The organism is Paenibacillus sp. GCM10023250 (genome assembly GCF_042653205.1).
Taxonomy (GTDB): domain Bacteria; phylum Bacillota; class Bacilli; order Paenibacillales; family Paenibacillaceae; genus Paenibacillus_Z.
This window is the reverse complement of sequence record NZ_JBHSHY010000064.1, coordinates 1-21,674: the sequence shown is the minus strand read 5'-3', so window position 1 is coordinate 21,674 and position 21,674 is coordinate 1. Positions and strand designations below refer to the sequence as shown.

The window sequence follows — 21,674 nt, the reverse complement described above, 5'->3', positions numbered from 1 at the left end:
GTCACAGGTTCGAGTCCTGTTCGGGGAGCCATCTGTGGAGAGCTGTCCGAGTGGTCGAAGGAGCACGATTGGAAATCGTGTATACGTTAACCGCGTATCGAGGGTTCGAATCCCTCGCTCTCCGCCAGATATGGCCCGTTGGTCAAGGGGTTAAGACACCTCCCTTTCACGGAGGTAACAGGGGTTCGAATCCCCTACGGGTCACCATTTTTTCCAGATTTTCTTCAAAAAAGTCTTGCATTGAGCATGACTGTTGAGCTATAGTATTACTTGTCGCTCAATTGCGGAGGCTTAGCTCAGCTGGGAGAGCATCTGCCTTACAAGCAGAGGGTCGGGGGTTCGATCCCCTCAGCCTCCACCATTAACGAAATAGCAGCACTTTCTAATGACGCGGGGTGGAGCAGCTCGGTAGCTCGTCGGGCTCATAACCCGAAGGCCGCAGGTTCAAATCCTGCCCCCGCAACCAATTTACCTTCGGTTCACTACCGAGGACTAGCCTATAATGTGGAGCCGTGGTGTAGAGGCCTAACATGCCTGCCTGTCACGCAGGAGACCGCGGGTTCGAATCCCGTCGGCTCCGCCATTATAACCATGTCAGGCTCGGTAGCTCAGTTGGTAGAGCAGAGGACTGAAAATCCTCGTGTCGGCGGTTCGATTCCGTCCCGAGCCACCATTAAGACAAGCTATGATTAAAGCAACATTTGCCGGTGTAGCTCAATTGGTAGAGCAACTGACTTGTAATCAGTAGGTTGGGGGTTCAAGTCCTCTCGCCGGCACCATCTTGGAGGATTAGCGAAGTGGCCAAACGCGGGAGACTGTAAATCTCTTCCTTCCAGGTTCGGTGGTTCGAATCCATCATCCTCCACCACTTTATTATTTAGGGGCATAGTTTAAAGGTAGAACAGCGGTCTCCAAAACCGTTAGTGTGGGTTCAATTCCTGCTGCCCCTGCCAATTTCATAAGTTGTATGGCGATCGTGGCGAAGGGGTTAACGCACCGGTTTGTGGATCCGGCATTCGTGGGTTCAAGTCCCATCGGTCGCCCCATTTCAACTTAAACTTCATACACGTTGGGGATTAGCCAAGCGGTAAGGCGACGGACTTTGACTCCGTCATGCCTAGGTTCGAATCCTAGATCCCCAGCCATTATATGCGGAAGTGGCTCAGCGGTAGAGCATCGCCTTGCCAAGGCGAGGGTCGCGGGTTCGATTCCCGTCTTCCGCTCCATTTGTTATCTGGCGCCATAGCCAAGTGGTAAGGCAGAGCTCTGCAAAAGCTTTACCCCCAGTTCGAGTCTGGGTGGCGCCTCCACCATTTTTTTATTTTTGTGCCCTTAGCTCAGCTGGATAGAGCGTTTGACTACGAATCAAAAGGTCAGGAGTTCGAATCTCTTAGGGCACGCCATCAAATAAGCCGGTGTGGCGGAATGGCAGACGCGCGCGACTCAAAATCGTGAGGGAAACCGTGGAGGTTCGAGTCCTCTCACCGGCACCAACCTGTATAACATTATGTCTTCGAATAAACGTTGATCGGTCTACGCCGGTCAACGTTTTTGTTTTGTTTAAGTCTGATGGTTTTTGTTTTGTTTAAGTCTGATGATGCTTGGGCTTGGATTTTGGGTCCTACATCAGATAGCTGCTATTCGGCGCTTCCCTTTTCTTGTAAAATGAAGAGGAACTGGATATTATCGTCAAGGGAGCGCGCGTAGGTGCAAGCAGAAGCGATTGCAAGTCATTCCGATGAAACGTAGCAGGCTGCTGACGAATTTGTTTGCCGGGCTCGTTCATTGCGTGACGGTTGCGTTGATAGCCGTTTGTTGTTACTTGATCGTGAACGGTATTCAAGGGCATTATTTCTTTTATTTGCTCGCAGCGATTGTGGCGTTGGCTGTTTGGTTCTCCATGCCTCGCATCCCCAAGCTTACCTACGACGGCATTCTGCTGTCCCGACAGGAACATGGAGCGCTCTATGCGCTCGTCGATGACATTTGCGATCAGATGCGGCTGCCGCGAATCAACGGCTTGATCCTGGACCATCAATTTAATGCCTCTTATGAGCAATCGGGCTGGCGCATGAAGCGTTACGTAACGCTCGGGCTGCCGTTGTTCGGGATATTGAATCGGGAAGAAAAGATCGCCCTAATCGGGCATGAGGGTCAATCGCGATGTGCGTCGCTCTTTCTTCACGTTATCCGCTTATCGTACGCTGATTCGTTGGCATGATCTATTATATCCTCAGGACTCGCTCATTCTGGAGCGGAACTGGGTGGTGTTTCTTTCCAAAAACGTACTTAAGTTGCTATCCTACATTCCGCTGTACATGGCTGTCGGATTCATCCACCTCTATTATTACGAGTCGCAGCGAGCAGAATATTTGGCGGATGCGTTGAGCGCGGAGATGAGCGGCACTGAAGCGATGATGCGGCTGAATGACAAGCTGTACGGTGAAGTGACGTTCAGAATGGCGTTGCAGCGGCATGTGCTGAGCGGGCAGCAAGGCAGCTTTTTCGACGCCCACAACGCGATTGCGCAAGCGATGCCGGAACGCGAACGGGAACGAATTCACCGCGCGGAGCTGCTGGAAGGCTCCAGACTCGATTATACGCATCCCCCGGGCGCTTACCGGATGCAGTTTCTGCGGCGGCATTACCAGCCGTCGGCTCAAATCGGTATAACCGACGAGCGGTCTGACCGGATCGAGGCCGAGCTCAAGAAAGCGGAGCCTTGGATCGAAGCGAGGATGATTCAGGATTTTCGGGCGTCGCTCTATTAAGCATTCATAACCTCTGCCTGTGAAACGGTTCGTCTCACGGGCTTTTTCTTTGTAGGTTTTCCGGGCTCGGCATGCCTTCGCGGGAGGGCGGTCCTGGCGGGTTATTCGAGTCGTAGACGCGTTCGGTCTAAGGGTCTGCGGGCTCCCCGCCTGAGGTCTAGGGTCAAATACCGTCGCGGGTCCGTTTTGGGAAATCCGAAAACAACCTAGAATAAGGACATAAGCAAGAACGCAAGAAACGAAACATCCGTAAAGCCAAAACGTAACAGCAAGTAACAATGGATATCGAAAGGTGGTGACGTAACATGGGGAAAAATGCACTTGGCGCATTCTTGGTTGTCATCGGCGGTTTGATGGTGATGAAGTTTCTCGGTATTCATTTGGGCTGGATCGTCGGCCTGCTGATGCCATTCATCCTGATCGGACTCGGCGTCGTCGGAGTTCGCAACAACAGCAAGGTGATCGGTTCGATTCTGATCGTCGTCGGCGGTCTGATGCTGCTGCCTAAACTCTTCGGCCTGCTCTCGCTGCTGATCGCGATCGGCTTGATCGTGTGGGGCGTGGCAATGTTCAAAAATCGCGAAAAACGCGTCTAATGTAAACAGCACTAATCGTCATTGAACGTTCGGAACGAAGGAGGATCAGGCAATGAGCATTATGCGGAGAGTAAGGGACATGACGGTCGCGACGTTGAACGAGCGGCTCGAGAAAGCGGAGGATCCCGTTAAGCTGATCGACCAGTTTCTCTGGTCGACGCGGGAAGAAATCATTCAAGCGGAGAAGCTGTACCAGCAAGTGAACGGCCATGGCAATCATTTGAAAGCCCAGTGGCTGCAAGCGGAGCAATTGAAAGAGAAGCGCGAGCAGCAAGCAATTATCGCCCTTAAAGCGGGCGAAGAGCACGTCGCCCGGATCGCGCTGATGGAGAAGGCGTCGAGCGAAGAGCGCGCCACGCAATACCGGGAGCTCTACGAACAAGCGGCGCAAAGCGTCAAAGAGCTGGAAGAACAGCTTCGGGAGCTGCGCAGCGAATATCAAAGCGTGTACGATAAGCGGGAGTATTTCGCGGCACGGATGGAGTCGCTCCGTCTGCAGCAGCGGCTGAACGAACGCTACGCCCAGGGCGGCGTGTTCAACAATGCGCCGGGTCAGCAGTCAGCCGGCATCTTCCGCCGGCTGGATGACCGCCTGAGCGATATGGAGCTCGAAGCGCGCAGTCTGCGCGACCTCCGCAAAGCCGGGCAAGAATGGGTGAGCGGAGCGGGACAAACGCTGCAATCCAGCATCGAACGCGAAATGGAGCAATTGAAGCGGAAACTGCAGCAGGAAGGATGGAAATCGCAATGAAGAAGCTGTATCGATCGCGACGCGACAAGAAGCTGTTCGGCCTCTGCGGCGGGCTCGCCGAGATGCTGAACGTGGATGCGACGCTCGTTCGGATTCTCCTGATCGTCGTCACGGTCTTTACGAGCGGCGCATTGATCGTGGTATACGTTTTGGCCGGACTGGTCGTACCGAAAAACCCTTACGATTTCGGCGGCGGATACGGTCCCGGTCCCGGCGGCTTCGGCGGCGGCTGGAGCAACAATCATCACAACGGCCATTTCGGCGGTAATCACTTCGGCGGGCACAACCCCTACGGCCCGGGCAGCACCTATGGCAATTCGTTCGACGGCGCGTCCGGCCCGAGCTGGCAGAAGCCTCCCGCGCAAACGCAAGCGACCCCGCCTTCCAATATCGATGCCATGATGGAAGACCTGGAGAAACGCGCATTGAAGAAGGAAATCGAAGAGCTGCGCGCAAAACTGGCTAAACACGAGAAGGGAGATGTTTAACAATGAGTATTTTCAAACGGATGAAAGATATGACGAAAGCGTCCATTCACGAGCTGCTCGATAAAATGGAAGATCCGGTCGTCATGCTGAATCAGTACCTGCGCGATATGGAGGCTGAGATCCACGCGGCGGAACTGACGGTCGCGAAGCAAATGGCCAACGAGCGCCGCATGCTGCAGCGGTTGGAAGAGGCGACGAGAGGCGGCGTGGACCGCGAGGCGAAAGCCGAGACGGCGCTCCGTTCGGGACAGGAAGAGCTGGCGCGCAAACTGCTGGAAGAGAAGCTCTTCTTCGATCAGAAGACGGCCGAATTCACGGAGCTGCACGCGAATGCCAAGGCGCAAGCCGAAGAGCTGATGGGTCAGCTGCACGGCATGAAAGACGAGTACTACCAGCTCCGCAACAAACGCAACGAGCTTGCCGCCCGCGCCCAAATGGCAAAGGCGAAAAAGCAAATGGCGCAAGTCACGGCGGTGCATACGATCGAAAGCGGCAACGCGTCGCGCGGCTTCGGTCGGATGGAAGAGAAAATCATGCAAATGGAGGCGGAGGCGGACGTCATGCGCGTGCCTTTCAACTCCTACAACCGCCCGGCATCCGCGGCACCGGTCGATCCTTCGAAGCAACTGAAGGTGGAAGAGCAGCTGCAGGCGCTCAAAAACCGGCTGAACCCGCCGTCCGCCGAATAACGCGGCACGAATAAATCGATGCGATGTGCCTTGGTCGATGCGCTTCACCGGCATCGGCCACTGGCATATTTTCGCGCGTTCATACATAGGGAGGAGGAACAGCCGTGAGCGAACGAACGCCCGAACCGGAACGCGGCGAGGCGCAAGAACGGAACGACATGCCGGCCGCGCCCGTTAAGCTTAGCGGCACGCCGGTCGGATTTCGCGGCCAAGGTCCGAGTCCGCAAATCCCGGCTGAAGCGAAACGGAAGAACGCGGCGGAAACCGTGCTTTGGCTGTTCGTGATTTTGGGCTTAAGCGTGCTGGTGCTGCAGGGTACCGGATACGTGAAGCTGTTCGCGCTGCAGAGCAAGGCGGCCTTGATCGGATTATCGGTCATCGCGGCTGCGCTCGTGCTCGCGGCGGTGTATAGTTATCTACAGGGGATGAAGCTCCGCGCGGCGTTGAAACGGTTGGCAGAGCAGCAGCGCCGCAAACGCCAGCGCGTGACGCTCCCGGCCGAAGTGAGTGATGACGATGCGGAAGACGCGATGTCCGCCGAGGATGAGGCTTGGACGGAGCAAGTCCGGTTCACGGCGGTCATCGAGGAGCGGCAGCGCCTCGCGCGCGAGCTGCACGATGCCGTCAGCCAGCAGCTGTTCGCTATCTCCATGACGGCGACGGCGGTCAGCCGCACGCTCGAGAAGGACTGGGAACGCGCTAAGCGGCAGGTCCAGCTCATCGAAGAGATGGCATCCGTGGCGCAGTCGGAAATGCGCGCGCTGCTGCTGCATCTGCGGCCGGTCCATCTGGACGGGAAGCATCTCAGCCAGGCGCTGCACGGACTCGTGGACGAGCTGAAGCAGAAAGTGCCGATGGCCATTACGCTGGAGGCGGATGTGGCCGTGAAGCTCGGGGCCGAGGCTGAGGATCATTTGTTCCGGATCGCCCAGGAGGCGATGTCCAATTCGCTGCGGCATTCCAAGGCAGACCAGCTGAACATTTACTTGCAGCAGGCGGGGGCTTACGTGCGGTTGACGGTGCAGGACAACGGCGTCGGGTTCCACGCCGAGGAGAAGAAGCAGACGTCGTACGGCTTGCTTACGATGGAAGAACGGGTGAACGAACTGGGCGGTTCCATGAAGCTCATCACGTCGCCCGGCAATGGAGTGGTCATCGATATTTGGGTGCCGTCGGCTGCACCGGATGGAGGAGGAATATCACCGAATGGAAGCGATCGAACGAATGGACAGCATCGAACAGCCTATTAAGGTTTTGTTGGTCGACGATCACGAGATGGTGCGGATCGGGCTGGCGGCCGTATTGAATACGGAGGAAGGCATCGAGGTCGTCGGGGAAGCGAGCAACGGCCAGGAAGGCATTCGCCTCGCGCAGGCGTACCGGCCGGACGTCGTGCTGATGGATCTCGTGATGGAGGGCATGGACGGCGTGGAGACGACCCGGCGGCTGCTGGAGCTGTATCCGGACTGCAAGGTCATCGTCCTGACGAGCTACTTGGACGACGGAAAAATGTATCCGGTGATCGAGGCGGGGGCGTTCAGCTACCTGCTGAAAACGTCGCGTGCGAGCGAAATCGCCGAAGCGATCCGCGCCGCGTCCCGCGGGCAGTCCGTGCTGGAATCGCAGGTGGCGGCGAAAATGATGAACCGGTTCCGCCAGCCGAAGCCGGACAACGCGAAGCCGCTGCACGACCAGTTGACCGAGCGCGAAATGGACGTGCTCAAGTGCGTGGGCCGTGGCTTGTCCAACCAGGAAATCGCGGATGAGCTGTTCATCGGCATCAAGACGGTCAAGTTCCACGTGACGAATATTTTCGCGAAGCTGGGCGTGGAGGATCGGACGCAGGCGGCGATCTACGCGCATAAGCACGGGTTGGCGGAGTAAGGAAGACCGCAGGAGCGGCCCGGTGAGCAGCGGTACATCGCGATTGGCCGCAGGCAGGGATATGAGGCCGCCGGCAGCTCGATGATCGAGGCTGTAGGCGGATGGCGCATACGGTTCGGCTGCGGCGGCGACCGGCAGCAGGCGCAGGGAAAGGGCCCGAAAGGAGCGCACGGACGAACGTGAGCTGTTTTCGGGCCTTTTTAGCGTTCGCGGGCAGGGAGCCGCGCGAAGACGGCTTGCGCGATAGCGTCGTCCTCCGCGAGGTCGTAGACGGGGATGGCGATCGCCGGCTTCAGGGCGGCCGCTTCCGGCCAGACGACGGCCAGCAGCGGATTCGCGAGCCGAAGCAGTTCCTCGTCCGCCGGCGTGCGCAGCAGGATGAGCTTGGGATGCTCGGCCTGCTTGAACCCTTCGACCAGCACGACGTCCAAATGTCGCATATGCGCTAGGAGCACGGACAGGGGTTCGGGGCCTTGGCTTAGAATCGCGCTGCCGGAGGCGGAGCTGATCGCGGTCATGTCCGCGCCGGCGGCTTGGTGCTTCCATGTGTCTGTGCCCGGCCGGTCCATGTCGAACTCATGGGCGTCGTGCTTCACGGTGCCGACGCGGCAGCCCGCTTGCTTGAGGCGCGCGACGAGCTTGGCGGTCAGCGTCGTTTTGCCGCTGTTCTTGTACCCGACGAGCTGGAGCACGAACGGAGCATGGTCCGCCGGCGTCCGGCCGGGAATAGGGTCGAGCATGCGAGCAACTCCTTTCTGGATCCGATGAGGCCGGCGCATCGCCCACCTGCGGGAAGGTTGATTAAGCGTATCCACGGCCCGGCCGGATTCTGCTACAATGATAAGAACATGATAAGCACCCGCGAGGATCGTGTAAAGGTTGGGAAACGAAAAATCGGGCGGATGGACGCAGCGGAGGTCGCATGAACGAGAGGCAGGAGGAGGCGCGGTTTCGCAGGCGCGCCGTGAAAGTAGACGACGCGATGGAGCTGGTTATCGCGGCGGCCGTCCCGGGGCGGCGGGAAACCGTGCCGCTGTGGGAGGCCGGGGGAAGGCGGCTGGCGGAGGCGGTGGCCGCGACGACGGACTGGCCGCCTTTCGCGCGGGCCGGACTGGACGGATTCGCCGTCCGCAGCGCGGATACGGCGCTGGCGTCGCCGGGCTTGCCGGCGACGCTGCGCGTCGTGGGCGCCGTCGCCGCGGGCGAGCTCGCCTCGGCGGACGTGGCGCCGGGCACGGCCGTCCGCATCATGACGGGCGGCGCGGTGCCCCCGGGGGCGGACGCCGTCGTCATGCTGGAGCAGACGGCGGATGCCCGTCTGGACGGGCATGCGGCGGTGCGGGTGAAGAGCGCCGCCCGGCCCGGCCAGAACGTCGCGCCGCAGGGCGAGGAGTTCCGCCGCGGGAGCGCGATCGCGGCGCCCGGCGAGCTGCTGCGGCCGGGCCACGTGGCCTTGCTCGGCACGTTCGGCTATGCCGCCGTGCCGGTATATGCGCGGCCGCGCGTCGCGGTCCTCGCGACCGGCGCGGAGCTGCTGCCGGTGGAGGCGCCGCTGGCGCCGGGGCGCATCCGCGACAGCAACAGCGCGATGGTCGCCGCGCTGATCGCGCAAGCCGGCGGCGTGCCGGCGATGCTCGGCCGCGTGCCGGACGAGCCCGATGCGGCGGCGCGGGCCGTCGCGGACGCGCTGGCTTCGTGCGACATGCTGATCACGACCGGCGGCGTGTCGGTCGGGGATTACGATGTGATGGCGGCGCTGCTGCGCGGCATTGGGGAGGCGACGGCGGACGGAGAAGCGCCGGGTTCGCAGCTGCCGCCGGACAGCCGGCTGCTGTTCAACAAAGCGGCGATGCGCCCGGGCGCGCCGACGTCGGCCGCGATCGTCTCCGGCAAGCTGCTCGTCGCCTTGTCGGGCAACCCCGGCGCCTGCTTCGTCGGCTTCGAGCTGTTCGCGCGCCCCGCGATCGCCCGCCTGCAAGGGGCATCGCCGGAGCTGGCGCGGCCGAAGCAGGCGACAGCCAGGCTCGTCGGCGGCTTCGCGAAGGGAAGCCCGCACGAGCGATTCGTGCGGGCGCGGATCCGTACCGAGAGCGGCGTGCAGTACGCCGATCCGCTCGCGTTCGGCAAATCGAGCATGCTGGCGTCCATCCCGGCCGCCGACGGGCTGATCCGCCTGAAGCCGGGCGCGTCAGGCGCCGCGGAAGGCGACGTCGTCGACGTCATTCTGCTCTAGCGTTACAGCGCGGCATCGACGCGAAAGCCGCGCAGCCCCGGCTGGGAACGCGGCGCGGCGTCCGCGCCATATTGGGCTAAGGCGTGAAACGAGCAGCCGTTCAGATCAATTAGCGCGCTGAGCGGCCGACGCCGCCATGCGTCGATCTCGTCCGCCAGCGCGGAGGCGAAACCGCCCGGTCCGGCGAAGCACCGCCGGCTCTCCGCAAGCTCCGGCGCTCCGAACGACGCCCGCAGCTCGCCTTCATCGACCTGCCAAGCGCCGGCGGACGAGCGCCGGAAACCGGCCGCCTCGGCGCCGGGCTGCGCGAGCGCGTCCTCGATCCGCCGCATCGGCTCCGGACGAAGGGCGCCGCCGGCGCGGACGTGCAGCTCGCGCAGCGCATTGACACGGGCAGCCACACGCCGCAGCTGATCCGTCAGCGGCCCGAGATCGCGCTCGACCCGGACGTCGACGCGGGAGCCGAAGGGCGCGGCCTGCTCCAGATCCAGGACGCCGCCTAGCTCCGTCAGCAGCACACGGTTAGACGGCGGCGACGTGAGCCGCTCCGTCAGCGCCTCCAGCGCCGCACGGAGCTCCCCGGCATCACACAGCCACGCGGCGGCCTGCTCGGCGGCCGCGCGCAGCGCCGCCCCGGCGCCGCGCGGCAAAGCGGCCGGTAAGTCCAGGAGACCGGCCGGCGTCGCTCGTTTTGCGGATGCGGTCTTGACCCCTTCTCTTCTGCGAAACGGATAATCTTCCTCGAACGGATGCGGATACATCGCGTATCGCTCCAGCGGGTCAAACGGCTCGTCGCGCGTGCGAACGGCCTCGCTGACGGGCGGAACTTCGTACGGCATCACCACGGACATCGCCTCCGGCTAGGGATTATGCTATGCTAAACATAGCAGATCATCCGGTAACCGCACTAGGTAGTTACGAGAATTTTCTCCTGAGATACGGCTCGGCTACGAGTCATCCGCACAGCTCTTTCGGCTCCCCCTTACCGCATGATCCATTATGTTTCAAGCACCACCAGCTTTTCGTGCAAGCGTCCGGGCGGACAAGCCACGCCCATGAGAATGCCCGAGTCCGCTGCGGCAGGCTCGGGCGGCGCGAAGTTTGGTTCAGATGAGCAGGAACAAGAAGGCGAGAGCGGCCAAATCGAACGCGAGCACTTCGGCGCCGAAACCGAAGCCTCCGTACCAGTCGCCATAGTAGCCGTACGGATCGTAAGGATAATAGGCCTGCGTCTGCGCGGCGCCCGTCGTCTTGGACTCGACGGCGGCTTTCCCCTTTTTCGCTTTCTTGCTCTTCTGATTCGTTAGTTTGCCTTTCTGGGCGGCCGAGGTCGCGTGTCCGCCGAGTTGGCCGTCGGCAGCCGCGGGGCGCTCGTTCAGCATGATTCGTCCGTCGCGGCAGCTGGTCAGGATGCCGACATGGCGCTGTCCTTCATTCGTCACCACGCAGACGGGCATGCCGCAGAAACGCTTGATGTTCTCCTCGTGAAGCGGATAAATTTGTTCCATCGGTTAGTTGACACCTCCCCTAGGTAGACCTGTGACAGTGTATTCACCCAGAGGCGGTTGCGTATGGATATTTACCCAGATCGCCCGGCAATTGAAAGGGCGCAAGGAGTGGATCCTCGATGGCAGTACGGTCCGTGACGCCTGTCCCCATCCGGAAAACGAAGCGCGGCTCGCGCCCGCCAATCGGCGTGCTCGCCGCGCTTCTCGTGCTCGCCGCGGCCGCCGCGTGGGCGATCCTGCGCGGGAAAGACGGCGGCGACGCGTCCGGACCGCTGCGGGCGGATTTCGAGACGGTGTGGCGCTGGAGCGACGGGGCCTACGCGGGCGGTGCGGACGAGGCCGCGTGGTCGTTCCGCTGGGACGGATCCGCCGGCCTCAAGACGGCAAACGCGTTCGCCTCGGCGCTGGGCTTCAAGCTGAACGGCCGGTTGGACGCGGGCGGCGCGCCGGTCGACGTCGTGGCGTCCGATTATCCCGACTACAAGCTGACTCTGTGGGTGCGCTCGCGTCCGGCCAAGGACGGAGCGCGTCCGGAAGCCCCCCTCTATGACATCGTGCTGCTGCTCGATGCGGCGCGGCAAGCGGATCGCGGCGTCATCGGGGCAGGGATCGCCAGGGTGGACAAGGCGATGCTGGACGCCTCGGGCCTGCAGCTTCGCGGAGGGTTAACCGTCAGGGGCCGCCCCGCGGCGGAAGGAGCGGGCGCGCGTGTCGCGGAGGCGGCGGAGGCGAAGGAAACGGAAGCCTACGAGGATGAGAACACGAGCAGCTTGACGTACTTCAGCGGGGCGCTCGGAAGCCGGGTGCTGAGCGGCTCGAAGCCGGTCAACCTGCAGATCGCGGAGTCGCGCGGCGCGTCCGGAACGGGGCCGGAATTAATTATTGGGGTTCCGCTCATAACCGGGGATTATACGATGCAAGCTAAGTGAGGCATTACCAGGCGGGCATGATGGGTTTCGCCCGGGATGAATAGCTTCTCCACGCCCGTTATGCTAAACTACATTAAAACGAGCGTGTCAGTGGTGCCAAAAAAATACATAGAAAGAATGAGGGACATGACCGACGTGAACAAACAAGATTCCATCGCCGCCGAAGGTGCGGTATATTATTTGTTCGGTGCGACCGGCGATCTGGCGCGCCGCAAGCTGTTTCCCGCGCTGTTCAGCCTGTACAAGGAAGGCAAGCTGGCCGAAGACTTCGCCGTCGTCGGCCTCGCCCGCCGGCCCCGGACGAACGAGCAATTCCGCGCGGACCTGCTGAAGTCGATCGGCGAATTTTGCCGGTACAAAGCGGACGATTCGCAGCAGTGGGAGCGGTTCGCCTCGCATTTCGTCTACATGTCGCTGGACATCAATAACGTCGACGGGTTCCGCGAGCTGGCCCGCCTGACGGGGGAGCTGGACGCCAAGTTCGACATTCCGGGCAACCGTCTGTTCTACCTGGCGCTCGCGCCCGAGCTGTTCGGGCCGGTGTCGTTCAACCTGCGCGACGGCGGCATGCTGGAATCCAAGGGCTGGAACCGGCTCGTCATCGAGAAGCCGTTCGGCTACGACCTGGAATCGGCGCGCAAGCTGAACGCGCAGCTGAGCCAAGTGTTCAAGGAAGAGGAGATCTACCGGATCGACCACTACCTGGGCAAGGAGATGGTGCAGAACATTCAGGTGCTGCGCTTCGCCAACGCCTTCTTCGAGCCGCTCTGGAACAATAAGCATATCGCTAACGTGCAGATCACGCTGTCCGAGACGGTCGGCGTCGAGGAGCGCGGCGGCTATTACGACAAGTCCGGCGCCCTGCGCGACATGGTGCAGAACCACATGATGCAGATGCTGGCGATGATCGCGATGGAGCCGCCGAGCCGGCTGCATCCGGAGGACCTCCGCGACGAGAAGGTCAAGGCGCTTCGTTCGCTGCGTCCGTTCGCTTCGGCGGAGGAAGTGAAGGCGAACGTCATCCGCGGCCAGTACGCCGGCGGCGAGCTGAACGGCAAGCCGCTCAGCGCCTACCGCGATGAAGATTCCGTGAATCCCCAGTCGGAGACCGAGACGTATTTCGCGGCGCGCGTCTACCTGGACAATTTCCGCTGGGCGGGCGTGCCGTTCTACATCCGGACGGGCAAGCGGCTGCCGGTTAAGACGACCGAAGTCGTCGTCGAATTCAAAAACGTGCCGGACAACATGCTGTTCGCGCAGCGTCACGATTTGGCGCCGAACCTGCTGGTCATCCGCGTGAACCCGATGGAAGGCATCTACATTAAAATCAACGCGAAAAAGCCGGGCGTCGACAACGTCGTGCAGCCGGTCTCGATGGAATTCTGCCAAAGCTGCATGATCGGCATCAATACGCCCGAAGCGTACGAGCGCCTGCTGCACGACGCGGGCCGCGGGGAGTCGACGTACTTCACGCGCTGGGACGAGGTGGCGGAGGCTTGGGCATTCGTGGACCGCATCGCCGAAGCGTGGCGCGGCAACAGCCCGGAGCTCGAATTGTACCCCGCGGGCTCGTGGGGGCCTGCGCGTGTCGAGCAGCTGCTGGCCGAGGACGGCTTCCATTGGTGGCCGGTCAACGGGCAGGCGGAGGACAACGTCATCTGGATCTCCGGCGGGCCGAAGTGAACGGGCCGTCGTCTTGCGCGGCGATGAGCCCCTGAGGATGCGGCGATGTTTAGGATCTACGATATCTCGATGACGATCGGACCGGCAATGCCGGTGTACAAAAACAAAGAATCGAAAATGCCGAAGATCACGAACGTGACCTGCCACGAAGGCGGGGAAGCCGTCTACGAATCTCGTCTGGACCTGGATTCGCATGCCGGCACGCACGTGAACGCGCCGCTGCATATGCTGAAGGACGGCGACGCGATCGAGACGATCGGCCTGGAGCAGCTCGTGGGCATGGCCCGCGTGGCGGACCTGACGCATTGCGCGGAAGCCGTCACGCGGGACGACCTGGAGCCGCTCGGGCTGCAGCGCAACGATTGGGTGCTGATGAAGACGCGGAATTCCCGTTCGGATTCGTTCGAGCCGGATTTCGCGTATTTGCGGGAGGACGGAGCGCGGTACCTGATCGAGCTCGGCGTCCGCGGCGTCGGCACGGACGCGCTGGGCATCGAGCGGGGCCAAATCGGGCATCCGACGCACCGCGCGCTGTTCCGCAACAACATCGTGGTCGTGGAAGGGTTGCGTCTGAGGGACGTCGCGGCCGGCAGCTACTTCATGGTCGTCGCGCCGCTCAAGCTGGCCGGCATCGAAGCGGCGCCGGCGCGAGCGTTTCTGATCGGCGGCATTTAAAGGGACGAAGGGAACAGACATGAGCAAAACGATTACGGACGAAATCAAGCAGGAAGTCGAGAAACGGCGCACGTTCGCCATTATTTCTCACCCCGATGCGGGGAAAACGACGCTGACGGAGAAGCTCCTCCTGTTCGGGGGCGCAATCCGAGAAGCGGGCTCCGTCAAGGCGCGCAAAGCAAGCCGCCACGCGACGAGCGACTGGATGGAGATCGAGAAGCAGCGCGGCATCTCCGTCACGTCGTCCGTCATGCAGTTCGATTACAGCGGACATCGCGTCAACATTTTGGATACGCCGGGCCACCAGGACTTCAGCGAAGACACGTACCGGACGCTGACGGCCGCGGACAGCGCGGTCATGCTGATCGACGTCGCGAAGGGCGTCGAGGCGCAGACGATCAAGCTGTTCCAGGTGTGCAGCAAGCGCGGCATTCCGATCTTCACCTTCATTAACAAGCTGGACCGCGAAGGCCAGAACCCGTTCGAGCTGATGGAGGAGCTGGAGCGCGTCCTCGGCATCCGGGCAGTTCCGATGAACTGGCCGATCGGCATGGGCCGCGAGCTGTGCGGTGTCTACGACCGAATGAAGAACCAGGTCGAGCTGTTCCGCGGCAACGACCATTCCACCATCGAGGTACAGAAGGTCGCGGACTATCATGATCCGCATATTCGCGAGATGGCCGGCGATTATCTGACCGACCAGCTGATCGCGGACCTGGAGCTGCTGGACGTGGCCGGCGACCCGTTCGACTACGAGAAGGTGCGCGCGGGCGAGCTGACGCCGCTCTTCTTCGGCAGCGCCGTCAACAACTTCGGCGTGCAGACGTTCCTCGAGAACTTCCTGCAGCTGGCACCGGCGCCGACGCCGCGCAAAAGCACGTCCGGCCTGGTCGACCCGATGAGCGAGAAGTTCTCCGGCTACGTGTTCAAGATCCAGGCGAACATGAACCCGGCGCACCGCGACCGGATCGCGTTCCTGCGGATCTGTTCCGGCCGCTTCGAACGCGGCATGAGCGTGCGCCACGTGCGCAACGGCAAAGACATCAAGCTGTCGCAGCCGCAGCAGTTTCTGGCCCAGGACCGGGACATCGTCGAGAACGCGTATCCCGGCGACATCATCGGCCTGTTCGATCCCGGCATCTTCCGGATCGGCGATTCGCTCGCGCAGGGCGGCAACGTCGTGTTCGACGAGCTGCCGACGTTCTCGCCGGAACTGTTCGCGAAGGTGACCGTCAAGAACGCGCTGAAGCATAAGCAGTACCAGAAAGGCATCGACCAGCTGACGGAGGAAGGTACCGTGCAGGTGTTCCATTCCACCGGCAATTTCGACGAAACGATTCTCGGCGTCGTCGGCCAGCTGCAGTTCGAGGTGTTCGAGCACCGGATGCGCGCGGAATACGGCGTCGACATCATGCTGCACCGGATGCCGTTCCAATTCGCGCGCTGGATCGTCGATGACAAAATCGACCCGTCCAAGTACCGGATCAACTCGACCCTCGTGAAAGACAAAAAGGATAATTACGTCGCGCTGTTCGAGAACGAATACGCGATGCGCACCGCCATGGAGAAGAACCCCACCTCCAAGTTTTTGGAGATGGCGCCCTAATACCAAGCAGGGCCCCGCGTTCGGCAGAAGCCGGATTGCGGGGCTTTTTTCGCTGCGCTGAGCCGGTTGACCGGCAGTACGGAGCTTGAGCCGCTAGGACGGAAGGACCCCCATTCTTTTCCGCATTCGACGCGATTCGCCGTTGACAACCGGGTGATGCCGTGAGAAAATGTACGCGTGTACATTCTAGACTGATGTAGAACGGGAGCGAGGACCTATCCGTAAAAAAGTCGCTGAGCTTGCCGGCGTTTCGGAGGCGACGGTTTCGCGCGTGCTTAGCGGCGTCGGGTCGGTCAAGCAGGAAACGGCGAAACGGGTGCTGGACGCAGCACAACGGTTGAATTACGTGCCGAACGCGCTTGCGCAGCGGTTCGCGCTGCGCAGAAGCGGCAATCTGGGCGTCATTCTTCCGATGCTGCCGAAGGTCAACCTGTTCTCGACGTATTATTTCTCCGAGGTGCTGAGCGGGATCGGGATCGCCGCCAAACGGCGCGGGTACGATCTGCTGCTGCTGTTCCGCGAGCCGGAGGAGCCGCGGGATTACGCCACCCTGTTCCGGACGCAGAAGATCGACGGCTGCATCCTCATCGGGGCGCAGGACGTGCCGTCCGAGCGAGAGGCGCTGGCGGAGCTAAAGGAAGGGAACTATCCCTTCTGCCTCGTCAACCAGCGTTTCGGCGGCGAAGCCTACAATTCCGTGGATGCCGACCAAGGCGCGGGAATGCGCGAAGCGGTTCGTCATCTCTTGGCGCAGGGACGCCGGCAGATCGTGTTTCTGAACGGGCCGGCGGTCTATTCCAACAGCCGGGACCGGTTGGACGCCTACCGGGAGGCGCTGGCGGAAGCCGGCCTCGCGTACGAGCCGGAGCGGGTGCTGCTCGGCAACTACAGCCGCAAGACCGGTTACCTGCAAGCGAAAGCGGTTGCAGACCTTGTGCGGGCGGGCCGGCTGGACGCCGTGATCGCGGCGAACGACCGCATGGCGATCGGCCTCCTGCAAGGTCTGAAGGAGCTCGGCATCCGGGTCGGCGGCGAGCTCGCGCTGATCGGCTGCGACGATTCCGACATCGTGCGCATGACGGACCCGCCGCTGTCCTCCATTCGCGTGCCGTTCTTCGGCATCGGCCGCGAAGCCGCCGAGCGGCTGCTCGACGCCGTCGCGAACCCCGAGGACGCCGTTCCGTTCGAAGTCAAGCTGCCCGTCGAGCTGATTGAACGCGCTTCCTCCATGCCCGAAGGCACGACCTGAGCCTGAAGATCTTGAAGCTATTCTATTGAACCCAAACCCAATCATGCGGAGAGGTGGAATCGTACGATGAGCAGCATTCGAGTAGGGATGATCGGTTACAAATTCATGGGGAAGGCGCACAGCAACGCGTATCGCGCGCTGCCGATGTTCTTCCCGGACGTGACGCGTCCGCGGATGGTCGCGATTTGCGGCCGTGACGCCGCCGGCGTAGAGCAGTCCCGCACGCAGTTCGGCTGGGAGAGCGCCGAGACGGATTGGCGCAGCCTGGTCACCCGCGACGACATCGACGTCGTCGACATTAATGCGCCGAGCGACGCGCATAAGGAAATCGCGATCGCCGCGGCGGAAGCGGGCAAGCATATTTTTTGCGAGAAGCCGCTGGCGCTCAACCTGGCGGATTCCGTCGAGATGCTGAAAGCCGCCGAGAAGGCCGGCGTCAAGCACATGGTCGGCTTCAATTACCGGTTCGCGCCGGCCGTACAGCTGGCGAAGAAGCTGATCGAGGAAGGTCGCATCGGCAAGATTTATCATTTCCGCGGCTTCTTCCTGCAGGATTGGATCGTCGATCCGGAATTTCCGCTCGTCTGGCGCCTGCAGAAGGATATCGCGGGCTCCGGCGCCCACGGCGACCTGGGCGCGCATGTCATCGACATGGCCCGGTTCCTCGTCGGCGAGTTCCATGAAGTCATCGGCATGAGCGAAACGTTCGTCAAGGAGCGTCCGCTCCTGACGGCGACGACCGGCGGGCTCACCGCGAAAGCCGACGCGGACGCACCGAAGGGCCAGGTAACGGTCGACGATGCGACGCTGTTCCTCGCGCGCTTCGACAACGGCGCCCTCGGCAGCATCGAGGCGACGCGCTTCGCGCCGGGTCACCGCTGCACGAACTCGTTCGAGATCAACGGCAGCAAGGGCAGCATCAAATTCGACTTCGAGCGGGTGAACGAGCTGCAGGTATTCTTCTCGGACGACGCCGACGACGTGCAAGGCTTCCGCCGCGTGCTGGCGACGGACGGTGCCCATGCGTACAGCCAGAACTGGTGGCCGCCGGGCCACACGATCGGCTACGAGCACACGTTCACGCACGAGATGGTCGAATTCATGAATGCGATCACGGAAGACCGCCAGCCGGTGCCGAACTTCGCGGACGGCGTGGAATGCCAGGCCGTGCTGGAAGCGGTCGACAAGTCGATCGCGGAGCGCCGTTGGGTCGCGATTTCGGAGCTGCGCTGAGCGGCCGGTTCGCCGCCGGTTGATCGGAAGGAACGCATGACGGGACGAACGCCTGTGGCCGACATGGCCATAGACAGCGAATGAATACGCGACAGAGGAAGGATTTTGAACGATGAAAAAAGCGCTTATCGTATGGGGCGGATGGGACGGCCATCAGCCGAAGGAAGTCGGGGAAATTTTCACGGGCCTGCTGCGCGAGGAAGGGTTCGACGTGACGGTCTCCGATACGCTCGACGCGTTCGCGGACAAGGAACTGATGGCGGGGCTCGACCTGATCGTGCCGGTATGGACGATGGGTCAGATCAAGCAGGAGCAGCTGCGTCCGCTGCTCGATACGGTGCACGCGGGCTGCGGCATCGCGGGCTGCCACGGCGGCATGGGCGACTCGTTCCGCAACGAGACGGACTTTCAGTTCATGGTCGGCGGCCAGTGGGTGGCGCATCCGGGCAACGACGGCGTCCGCTACGACGTCAACATGACCGACGCGAACGATCCGCTGACGAGCGGCATCGGCGATTTCGAAGTCGTCTCCGAGCAGTATTACATGCACGTCGATCCGGCGGTCAAGGTCCATGCGACGACCAACTTCGGCGACGTCAAAATGCCGGTCGTCTGGACGAAAACATGGGGACAAGGGCGGGTCTACTACAATTCGCTCGGCCATCAGGCGAACATCGTCGCTATGCCGCAGACGCTCGAGCTCATGCGCCGCGGGTTTCTGTGGGCGGCACGCTGAACGAACGAAGATCATAAGGATTCCAGCAGGGAGGCATATTACTCATGAAGCCAGTTAAAGTCGGCATTATCGGCTGCGGCAACATCAGCCGGATTTATTTCGCGAATTTGAAGAAATACCCCGAGGTCGAGCTCGTCGCGGCGGCCGACATCGATATCGAGCGCGCGAAGGAGCGCGCGGCGGAATACGGCGTGCCCCATGCGTACACGGTCGAGCAGCTGCTCGCGGATCCCGAGATCGAAATCGTCGTCAACCTGACGATTCCGAAGGCGCACGCGTCCGTCTGCCTGCAGGCGCTCGAAGCGGGCAAGCACGTCTACGTCGAGAAGCCGATCGTGGTGACGCGCGAGGAAGGCAAGCAGGTGCTGGAGCTGGCGGCCGCCAAAGGCCTCCGCGTCGCGAGCGCGCCGGAAACGTTCCTCGGCGGCGGCATCCAGACATGCCGCAAGCTGATCGACGACGGCGCGATCGGCCAGCCGGTATCGGCGACGGGCTTCATGATCGGCGGCGGCCACGAGAGCTGGCATCCGGATCCGGAGTTCTACTACGAAATCGGCGGCGGCCCGATGTTCGACATGGGGCCGTACTACCTGACGGCATTCGTGACGTTGTTCGGCCCGATCGCCCGCGTGACGGGCTCCGCGCGGATCTCGTATCCGGAGCGGACGATCACGAGCGAGAAGAAGCGCGGCAAAACGATCGTCGTCGAAACGCCGACGAACATCAGCGGCGTGCTGGATTTCGAGAACGGCCTGATCGCGACGCTGATCACGAGTTTCGACGCCAAGGGGGGCACGTCCCTGCCGAACATCGAGGTGCACGGCAGCGCCGGCTCGCTCCTCGTGCCGGATCCGAACGGCTTCGGCGGCACCGTCAAGCTGCGCCGCGCGGGGGGCGACTGGGAAGAGATCGAGCTGACGCACGGGTATACGGACAATAACCGCGGCATCGGCGTTGCCGATATGGCGCGCGCGATCCGCGAGGGCGGCCAGCACCGCGCGAACGGCGAAATGGCCTACCATGTGCTGGAGGCGATGCACGGCATTCACGACGCGTCCCGTGACGGCAAGCATTACGTCATGGAAAGCACCTGCTCGCGTCCGGAGCCGATGCCGGCGCTGGAGACGCAGTCGAAATAACGATCCGAATCGCGTATACTGCTAAGTAGGCAACGGCCTGTCCGCAAGGGCGGGCTGTTCCTCGTACGGGCCCCGGGCGAAAGCTGCGGCCCGCGTCCTGGAACAAGAGACAGCTGCGAACGAACACGATACGGCCGCGCCGGCAGCGGCAGCACGACCTGTCCGGCGCGGCGATAACAGAGGAGCATGCGACGAATGAAGCCAGTGAAAGTAGGCGTTGTCGGCTGCGGCAACATCAGCCAGATTTACTTTACGAACCTGAAGAACTATCCCGAGATCGACCTTGTCGCGGCAGCCGATATCGATTTGGCGCGCGCGAAGATGCGTGCCGAGGAATTCGGCCTGGCCAAAGCGTATACGGTGGACGAGATCATGTCCGATCCCGAGATCGAGGTCATCGTCAACCTGACGTTCCCGAAGGCGCACGCCGCGGTCTGCTTGCAGGCGCTGGAAGCGGACAAGCACGTCTACGTCGAGAAGCCGCTCGCCGTGACCCGCGAGGAAGGCCGCAAAGTGCTGGAGCTGGCGGAAGCGAAAGGGCTTCGCGTCGCGAGCGCACCGGAGACGTTCCTCGGCGGCGGAATCCAAACCTGCCGCAAGCTGATAGACGACGGCGCGATCGGACAGCCGATTTCGATATCCGGCTTCATGATGGGCGGCGGGCCGGAAGGCTGGCACCCGGATCCGGAGTTTTTCTATGAAGTCGGCGGCGGCCCGATGTTCGATATGGGGCCGTATTATTTGACCGCGTTCATCACGCTGCTGGGACCGATCCGGCGCGTGACGGGCTCGGCGGTCATCTCGTACCCCGAACGGACCATAACGAGCGAGAAGAAGCACGGCAAAGTCATGAAGGTGGAGACGCCGACGCATATCGCGGGTGTCCTCGACTTCGCGAGCGGCGCCGTGGGCACGCTCATCACGAGCTTCGACACGAAGGCGGGCACGTCGCTGCCGAATATCGAAGTACACGGCAGCGCGGGGTCCTTGCTCGTGCCGGATCCAAACATGTTCGGCGGCACCGTGAAGCTGCGCAAGCAAGGCGGCGAATGGGAAGAGATCGCGCTGACTCACGGCAACACCGATAATAATCGCGGCATTGGCGTCGCCGACATGGCGCGCGCCATCCGCGAGGGCGGACCGCACCGCGCGAACGGCGCGATGGCGTACCACGTGCTCGAAGCGATGCACGGCTTCCACGATGCGTCCCGCGACGGGAAGCACTACGTCATGGAAAGCACGTGCTCGCGTCCAGAGCCGATGCCGGCGCTGGAAAGCTCGCCGACGGTCTGACGCAAGACGGACCAATCGAGCAGGAATCCCGCTCGATCCCCGGCTTCATAACAAAACAACAGCCTGTCCCCATGGGGCAGGCTGTTGTCGTGTACGCCCAGCATGGGCGTCATCTCTAGGGTGAAAGTCCCGAACGGGGGCTGGCGAACGCCTACCGTTAGCCAAAAGCAAGGGTGTCCGCCGCGAGGCGGAATCTGAAGGAAGCTTACGG

At 62.0% G+C, this 21,674-nt stretch carries 21 protein-coding genes and 15 tRNA genes; 33 read left to right on the top strand and 3 right to left on the bottom strand.

Annotated elements, in window-relative coordinates:
* Nucleotides 1–36: 36 nt before the first annotated feature.
* The 23 genes from ACFPB1_RS26235 to ACFPB1_RS26125 all read left to right on the top strand — a co-directional run bounded on the left by ACFPB1_RS26235 (nt 37) and on the right by ACFPB1_RS26125 (nt 7,179).
* Nucleotides 37–127 (top strand) — tRNA-Ser (locus ACFPB1_RS26235).
* A 5-nt stretch (nt 128–132) separates the two neighbouring features.
* Nucleotides 133–207, top strand: a tRNA-Glu gene (locus ACFPB1_RS26230).
* A 78-nt stretch (nt 208–285) separates the two neighbouring features.
* Nucleotides 286–361: transfer RNA gene (locus ACFPB1_RS26225), tRNA-Val, on the top strand.
* A 28-nt stretch (nt 362–389) separates the two neighbouring features.
* A tRNA-Met gene (locus ACFPB1_RS26220) sits at nt 390–466 on the top strand.
* Between the two features lie 40 nt (nt 467–506).
* A tRNA-Asp gene (locus ACFPB1_RS26215) sits at nt 507–583 on the top strand.
* Nucleotides 584–597: 14 nt separating this feature from the next.
* Nucleotides 598–673 (top strand) — tRNA-Phe (locus ACFPB1_RS26210).
* 30 nt (nt 674–703) lie between these two features.
* Nucleotides 704–779 (top strand) — tRNA-Thr (locus tag ACFPB1_RS26205).
* A 4-nt stretch (nt 780–783) separates the two neighbouring features.
* A tRNA-Tyr gene (locus ACFPB1_RS26200) sits at nt 784–868 on the top strand.
* Nucleotides 869–879: 11 nt separating this feature from the next.
* Nucleotides 880–953, top strand: a tRNA-Trp gene (locus tag ACFPB1_RS26195).
* 17 nt (nt 954–970) lie between these two features.
* Nucleotides 971–1,046, top strand: a tRNA-His gene (locus ACFPB1_RS26190).
* A gap of 24 nt (nt 1,047–1,070) precedes the next feature.
* A tRNA-Gln gene (locus ACFPB1_RS26185) sits at nt 1,071–1,145 on the top strand.
* A gap of 6 nt (nt 1,146–1,151) precedes the next feature.
* A tRNA-Gly gene (locus tag ACFPB1_RS26180) sits at nt 1,152–1,226 on the top strand.
* Between the two features lie 10 nt (nt 1,227–1,236).
* Nucleotides 1,237–1,310 (top strand) — tRNA-Cys (locus ACFPB1_RS26175).
* 16 nt (nt 1,311–1,326) lie between these two features.
* Nucleotides 1,327–1,403 (top strand) — tRNA-Arg (locus tag ACFPB1_RS26170).
* A gap of 8 nt (nt 1,404–1,411) precedes the next feature.
* Nucleotides 1,412–1,493: transfer RNA gene (locus ACFPB1_RS26165), tRNA-Leu, on the top strand.
* 230 nt (nt 1,494–1,723) lie between these two features.
* Nucleotides 1,724–2,221, top strand: coding sequence for a M48 family metallopeptidase (locus tag ACFPB1_RS26160; RefSeq protein WP_379229151.1), 498 nt, complete (start codon nt 1,724–1,726; stop codon nt 2,219–2,221).
* Nucleotides 2,222–2,267: 46 nt separating this feature from the next.
* Nucleotides 2,268–2,771 (top strand): hypothetical protein, encoded by a 504-nt coding sequence (locus ACFPB1_RS26155; protein WP_379229150.1) that lies wholly within the window; start codon nt 2,268–2,270, stop codon nt 2,769–2,771.
* Nucleotides 2,772–3,076: 305 nt separating this feature from the next.
* Nucleotides 3,077–3,367 carry a LiaF transmembrane domain-containing protein gene (locus ACFPB1_RS26150; RefSeq protein ID WP_090641049.1) on the top strand — a complete coding sequence of 97 codons (291 nt, stop codon included), beginning with the start codon at nt 3,077–3,079 and terminating at the stop codon, nt 3,365–3,367.
* 52 nt (nt 3,368–3,419) lie between these two features.
* On the top strand, nt 3,420–4,118 hold the full coding sequence (locus ACFPB1_RS26145) for a PspA/IM30 family protein (protein ID WP_379229149.1): 699 nt from the start codon (nt 3,420–3,422) through the stop codon (nt 4,116–4,118).
* Nucleotides 4,115–4,606 (top strand): PspC domain-containing protein, encoded by a 492-nt coding sequence (locus ACFPB1_RS26140; RefSeq protein ID WP_379229148.1) that lies wholly within the window; start codon nt 4,115–4,117, stop codon nt 4,604–4,606. The genes ACFPB1_RS26145 and ACFPB1_RS26140 overlap by 4 nt, the downstream gene beginning before the upstream one ends.
* A gap of 2 nt (nt 4,607–4,608) precedes the next feature.
* Nucleotides 4,609–5,295, top strand: a complete 687-nt coding sequence (locus ACFPB1_RS26135) for a PspA/IM30 family protein (RefSeq protein WP_379229147.1) — start codon at nt 4,609–4,611, stop codon at nt 5,293–5,295.
* Between the two features lie 104 nt (nt 5,296–5,399).
* The gene (locus tag ACFPB1_RS26130; protein ID WP_379229146.1) at nt 5,400–6,545 is read left to right on the top strand and encodes a sensor histidine kinase; all 1,146 of its coding nucleotides are present in this window, start codon (nt 5,400–5,402) and stop codon (nt 6,543–6,545) included.
* Nucleotides 6,502–7,179 (top strand): response regulator, encoded by a 678-nt coding sequence (locus ACFPB1_RS26125; protein ID WP_379229145.1) that lies wholly within the window; start codon nt 6,502–6,504, stop codon nt 7,177–7,179. The genes ACFPB1_RS26130 and ACFPB1_RS26125 overlap by 44 nt, the downstream gene beginning before the upstream one ends.
* A 200-nt stretch (nt 7,180–7,379) precedes the next feature.
* Here the strand turns inward: ACFPB1_RS26125 and mobB are convergent, their stop codons facing one another.
* Nucleotides 7,380–7,919, bottom strand: a complete 540-nt coding sequence (gene mobB / locus ACFPB1_RS26120; protein ID WP_379229144.1) for a molybdopterin-guanine dinucleotide biosynthesis protein B — start codon at nt 7,917–7,919, stop codon at nt 7,380–7,382.
* A 182-nt stretch (nt 7,920–8,101) separates the two neighbouring features.
* Between mobB and glp the strand changes: the two genes are divergently transcribed.
* Nucleotides 8,102–9,412, top strand: coding sequence for a gephyrin-like molybdotransferase Glp (gene glp / locus ACFPB1_RS26115; protein ID WP_379229142.1), 1,311 nt, complete (start codon nt 8,102–8,104; stop codon nt 9,410–9,412).
* 2 nt (nt 9,413–9,414) lie between these two features.
* Here the strand turns inward: glp and ACFPB1_RS26110 are convergent, their stop codons facing one another.
* Together ACFPB1_RS26110 and ACFPB1_RS26105 are read right to left on the bottom strand one after the other, a co-directional pair.
* On the bottom strand, nt 9,415–10,257 hold the full coding sequence (locus ACFPB1_RS26110; RefSeq protein ID WP_379229141.1) for a hypothetical protein: 843 nt from the start codon (nt 10,255–10,257) through the stop codon (nt 9,415–9,417).
* A gap of 261 nt (nt 10,258–10,518) precedes the next feature.
* Nucleotides 10,519–10,920, bottom strand: a complete 402-nt coding sequence (locus ACFPB1_RS26105) for a hypothetical protein (protein WP_379229140.1) — start codon at nt 10,918–10,920, stop codon at nt 10,519–10,521.
* Nucleotides 10,921–11,039: 119 nt separating this feature from the next.
* Here ACFPB1_RS26105 and ACFPB1_RS26100 point away from each other — a divergent pair, with 119 nt between their 5' ends.
* The 9 genes from ACFPB1_RS26100 (at nt 11,040) to ACFPB1_RS26060 (ending at nt 21,463) form a co-directional block, all read left to right on the top strand.
* Nucleotides 11,040–11,849: a YwmB family TATA-box binding protein gene (locus ACFPB1_RS26100; protein WP_379229139.1), complete on the top strand. Its 810-nt coding sequence runs from the start codon at nt 11,040–11,042 to the stop codon at nt 11,847–11,849.
* Nucleotides 11,850–11,984: 135 nt separating this feature from the next.
* Nucleotides 11,985–13,532: a glucose-6-phosphate dehydrogenase gene (gene zwf / locus ACFPB1_RS26095; RefSeq protein ID WP_379229138.1), complete on the top strand. Its 1,548-nt coding sequence runs from the start codon at nt 11,985–11,987 to the stop codon at nt 13,530–13,532.
* Nucleotides 13,533–13,577: 45 nt separating this feature from the next.
* Nucleotides 13,578–14,207 carry a cyclase family protein gene (locus tag ACFPB1_RS26090; protein WP_379229137.1) on the top strand — a complete coding sequence of 210 codons (630 nt, stop codon included), beginning with the start codon at nt 13,578–13,580 and terminating at the stop codon, nt 14,205–14,207.
* A gap of 19 nt (nt 14,208–14,226) precedes the next feature.
* Complete coding sequence (locus ACFPB1_RS26085; RefSeq protein WP_379229136.1) at nt 14,227–15,813, top strand: peptide chain release factor 3; 1,587 nt, start codon at nt 14,227–14,229, stop codon at nt 15,811–15,813.
* A 217-nt stretch (nt 15,814–16,030) separates the two neighbouring features.
* Complete coding sequence (locus tag ACFPB1_RS26080; RefSeq protein WP_379229152.1) at nt 16,031–17,062, top strand: LacI family DNA-binding transcriptional regulator; 1,032 nt, start codon at nt 16,031–16,033, stop codon at nt 17,060–17,062.
* Between the two features lie 66 nt (nt 17,063–17,128).
* Complete coding sequence (locus ACFPB1_RS26075; RefSeq protein ID WP_379229135.1) at nt 17,129–18,295, top strand: Gfo/Idh/MocA family protein; 1,167 nt, start codon at nt 17,129–17,131, stop codon at nt 18,293–18,295.
* A 112-nt stretch (nt 18,296–18,407) separates the two neighbouring features.
* A complete protein-coding gene (locus ACFPB1_RS26070; RefSeq protein ID WP_379229134.1) occupies nt 18,408–19,031 on the top strand; it encodes a ThuA domain-containing protein in 624 nt (207 codons plus the stop codon).
* A 44-nt stretch (nt 19,032–19,075) separates the two neighbouring features.
* Nucleotides 19,076–20,170 carry a Gfo/Idh/MocA family protein gene (locus ACFPB1_RS26065; RefSeq protein ID WP_379229133.1) on the top strand — a complete coding sequence of 365 codons (1,095 nt, stop codon included), beginning with the start codon at nt 19,076–19,078 and terminating at the stop codon, nt 20,168–20,170.
* A 195-nt stretch (nt 20,171–20,365) separates the two neighbouring features.
* A complete protein-coding gene (locus ACFPB1_RS26060; protein ID WP_379229132.1) occupies nt 20,366–21,463 on the top strand; it encodes a Gfo/Idh/MocA family protein in 1,098 nt (365 codons plus the stop codon).
* Nucleotides 21,464–21,674: the final 211 nt, after the last annotated feature.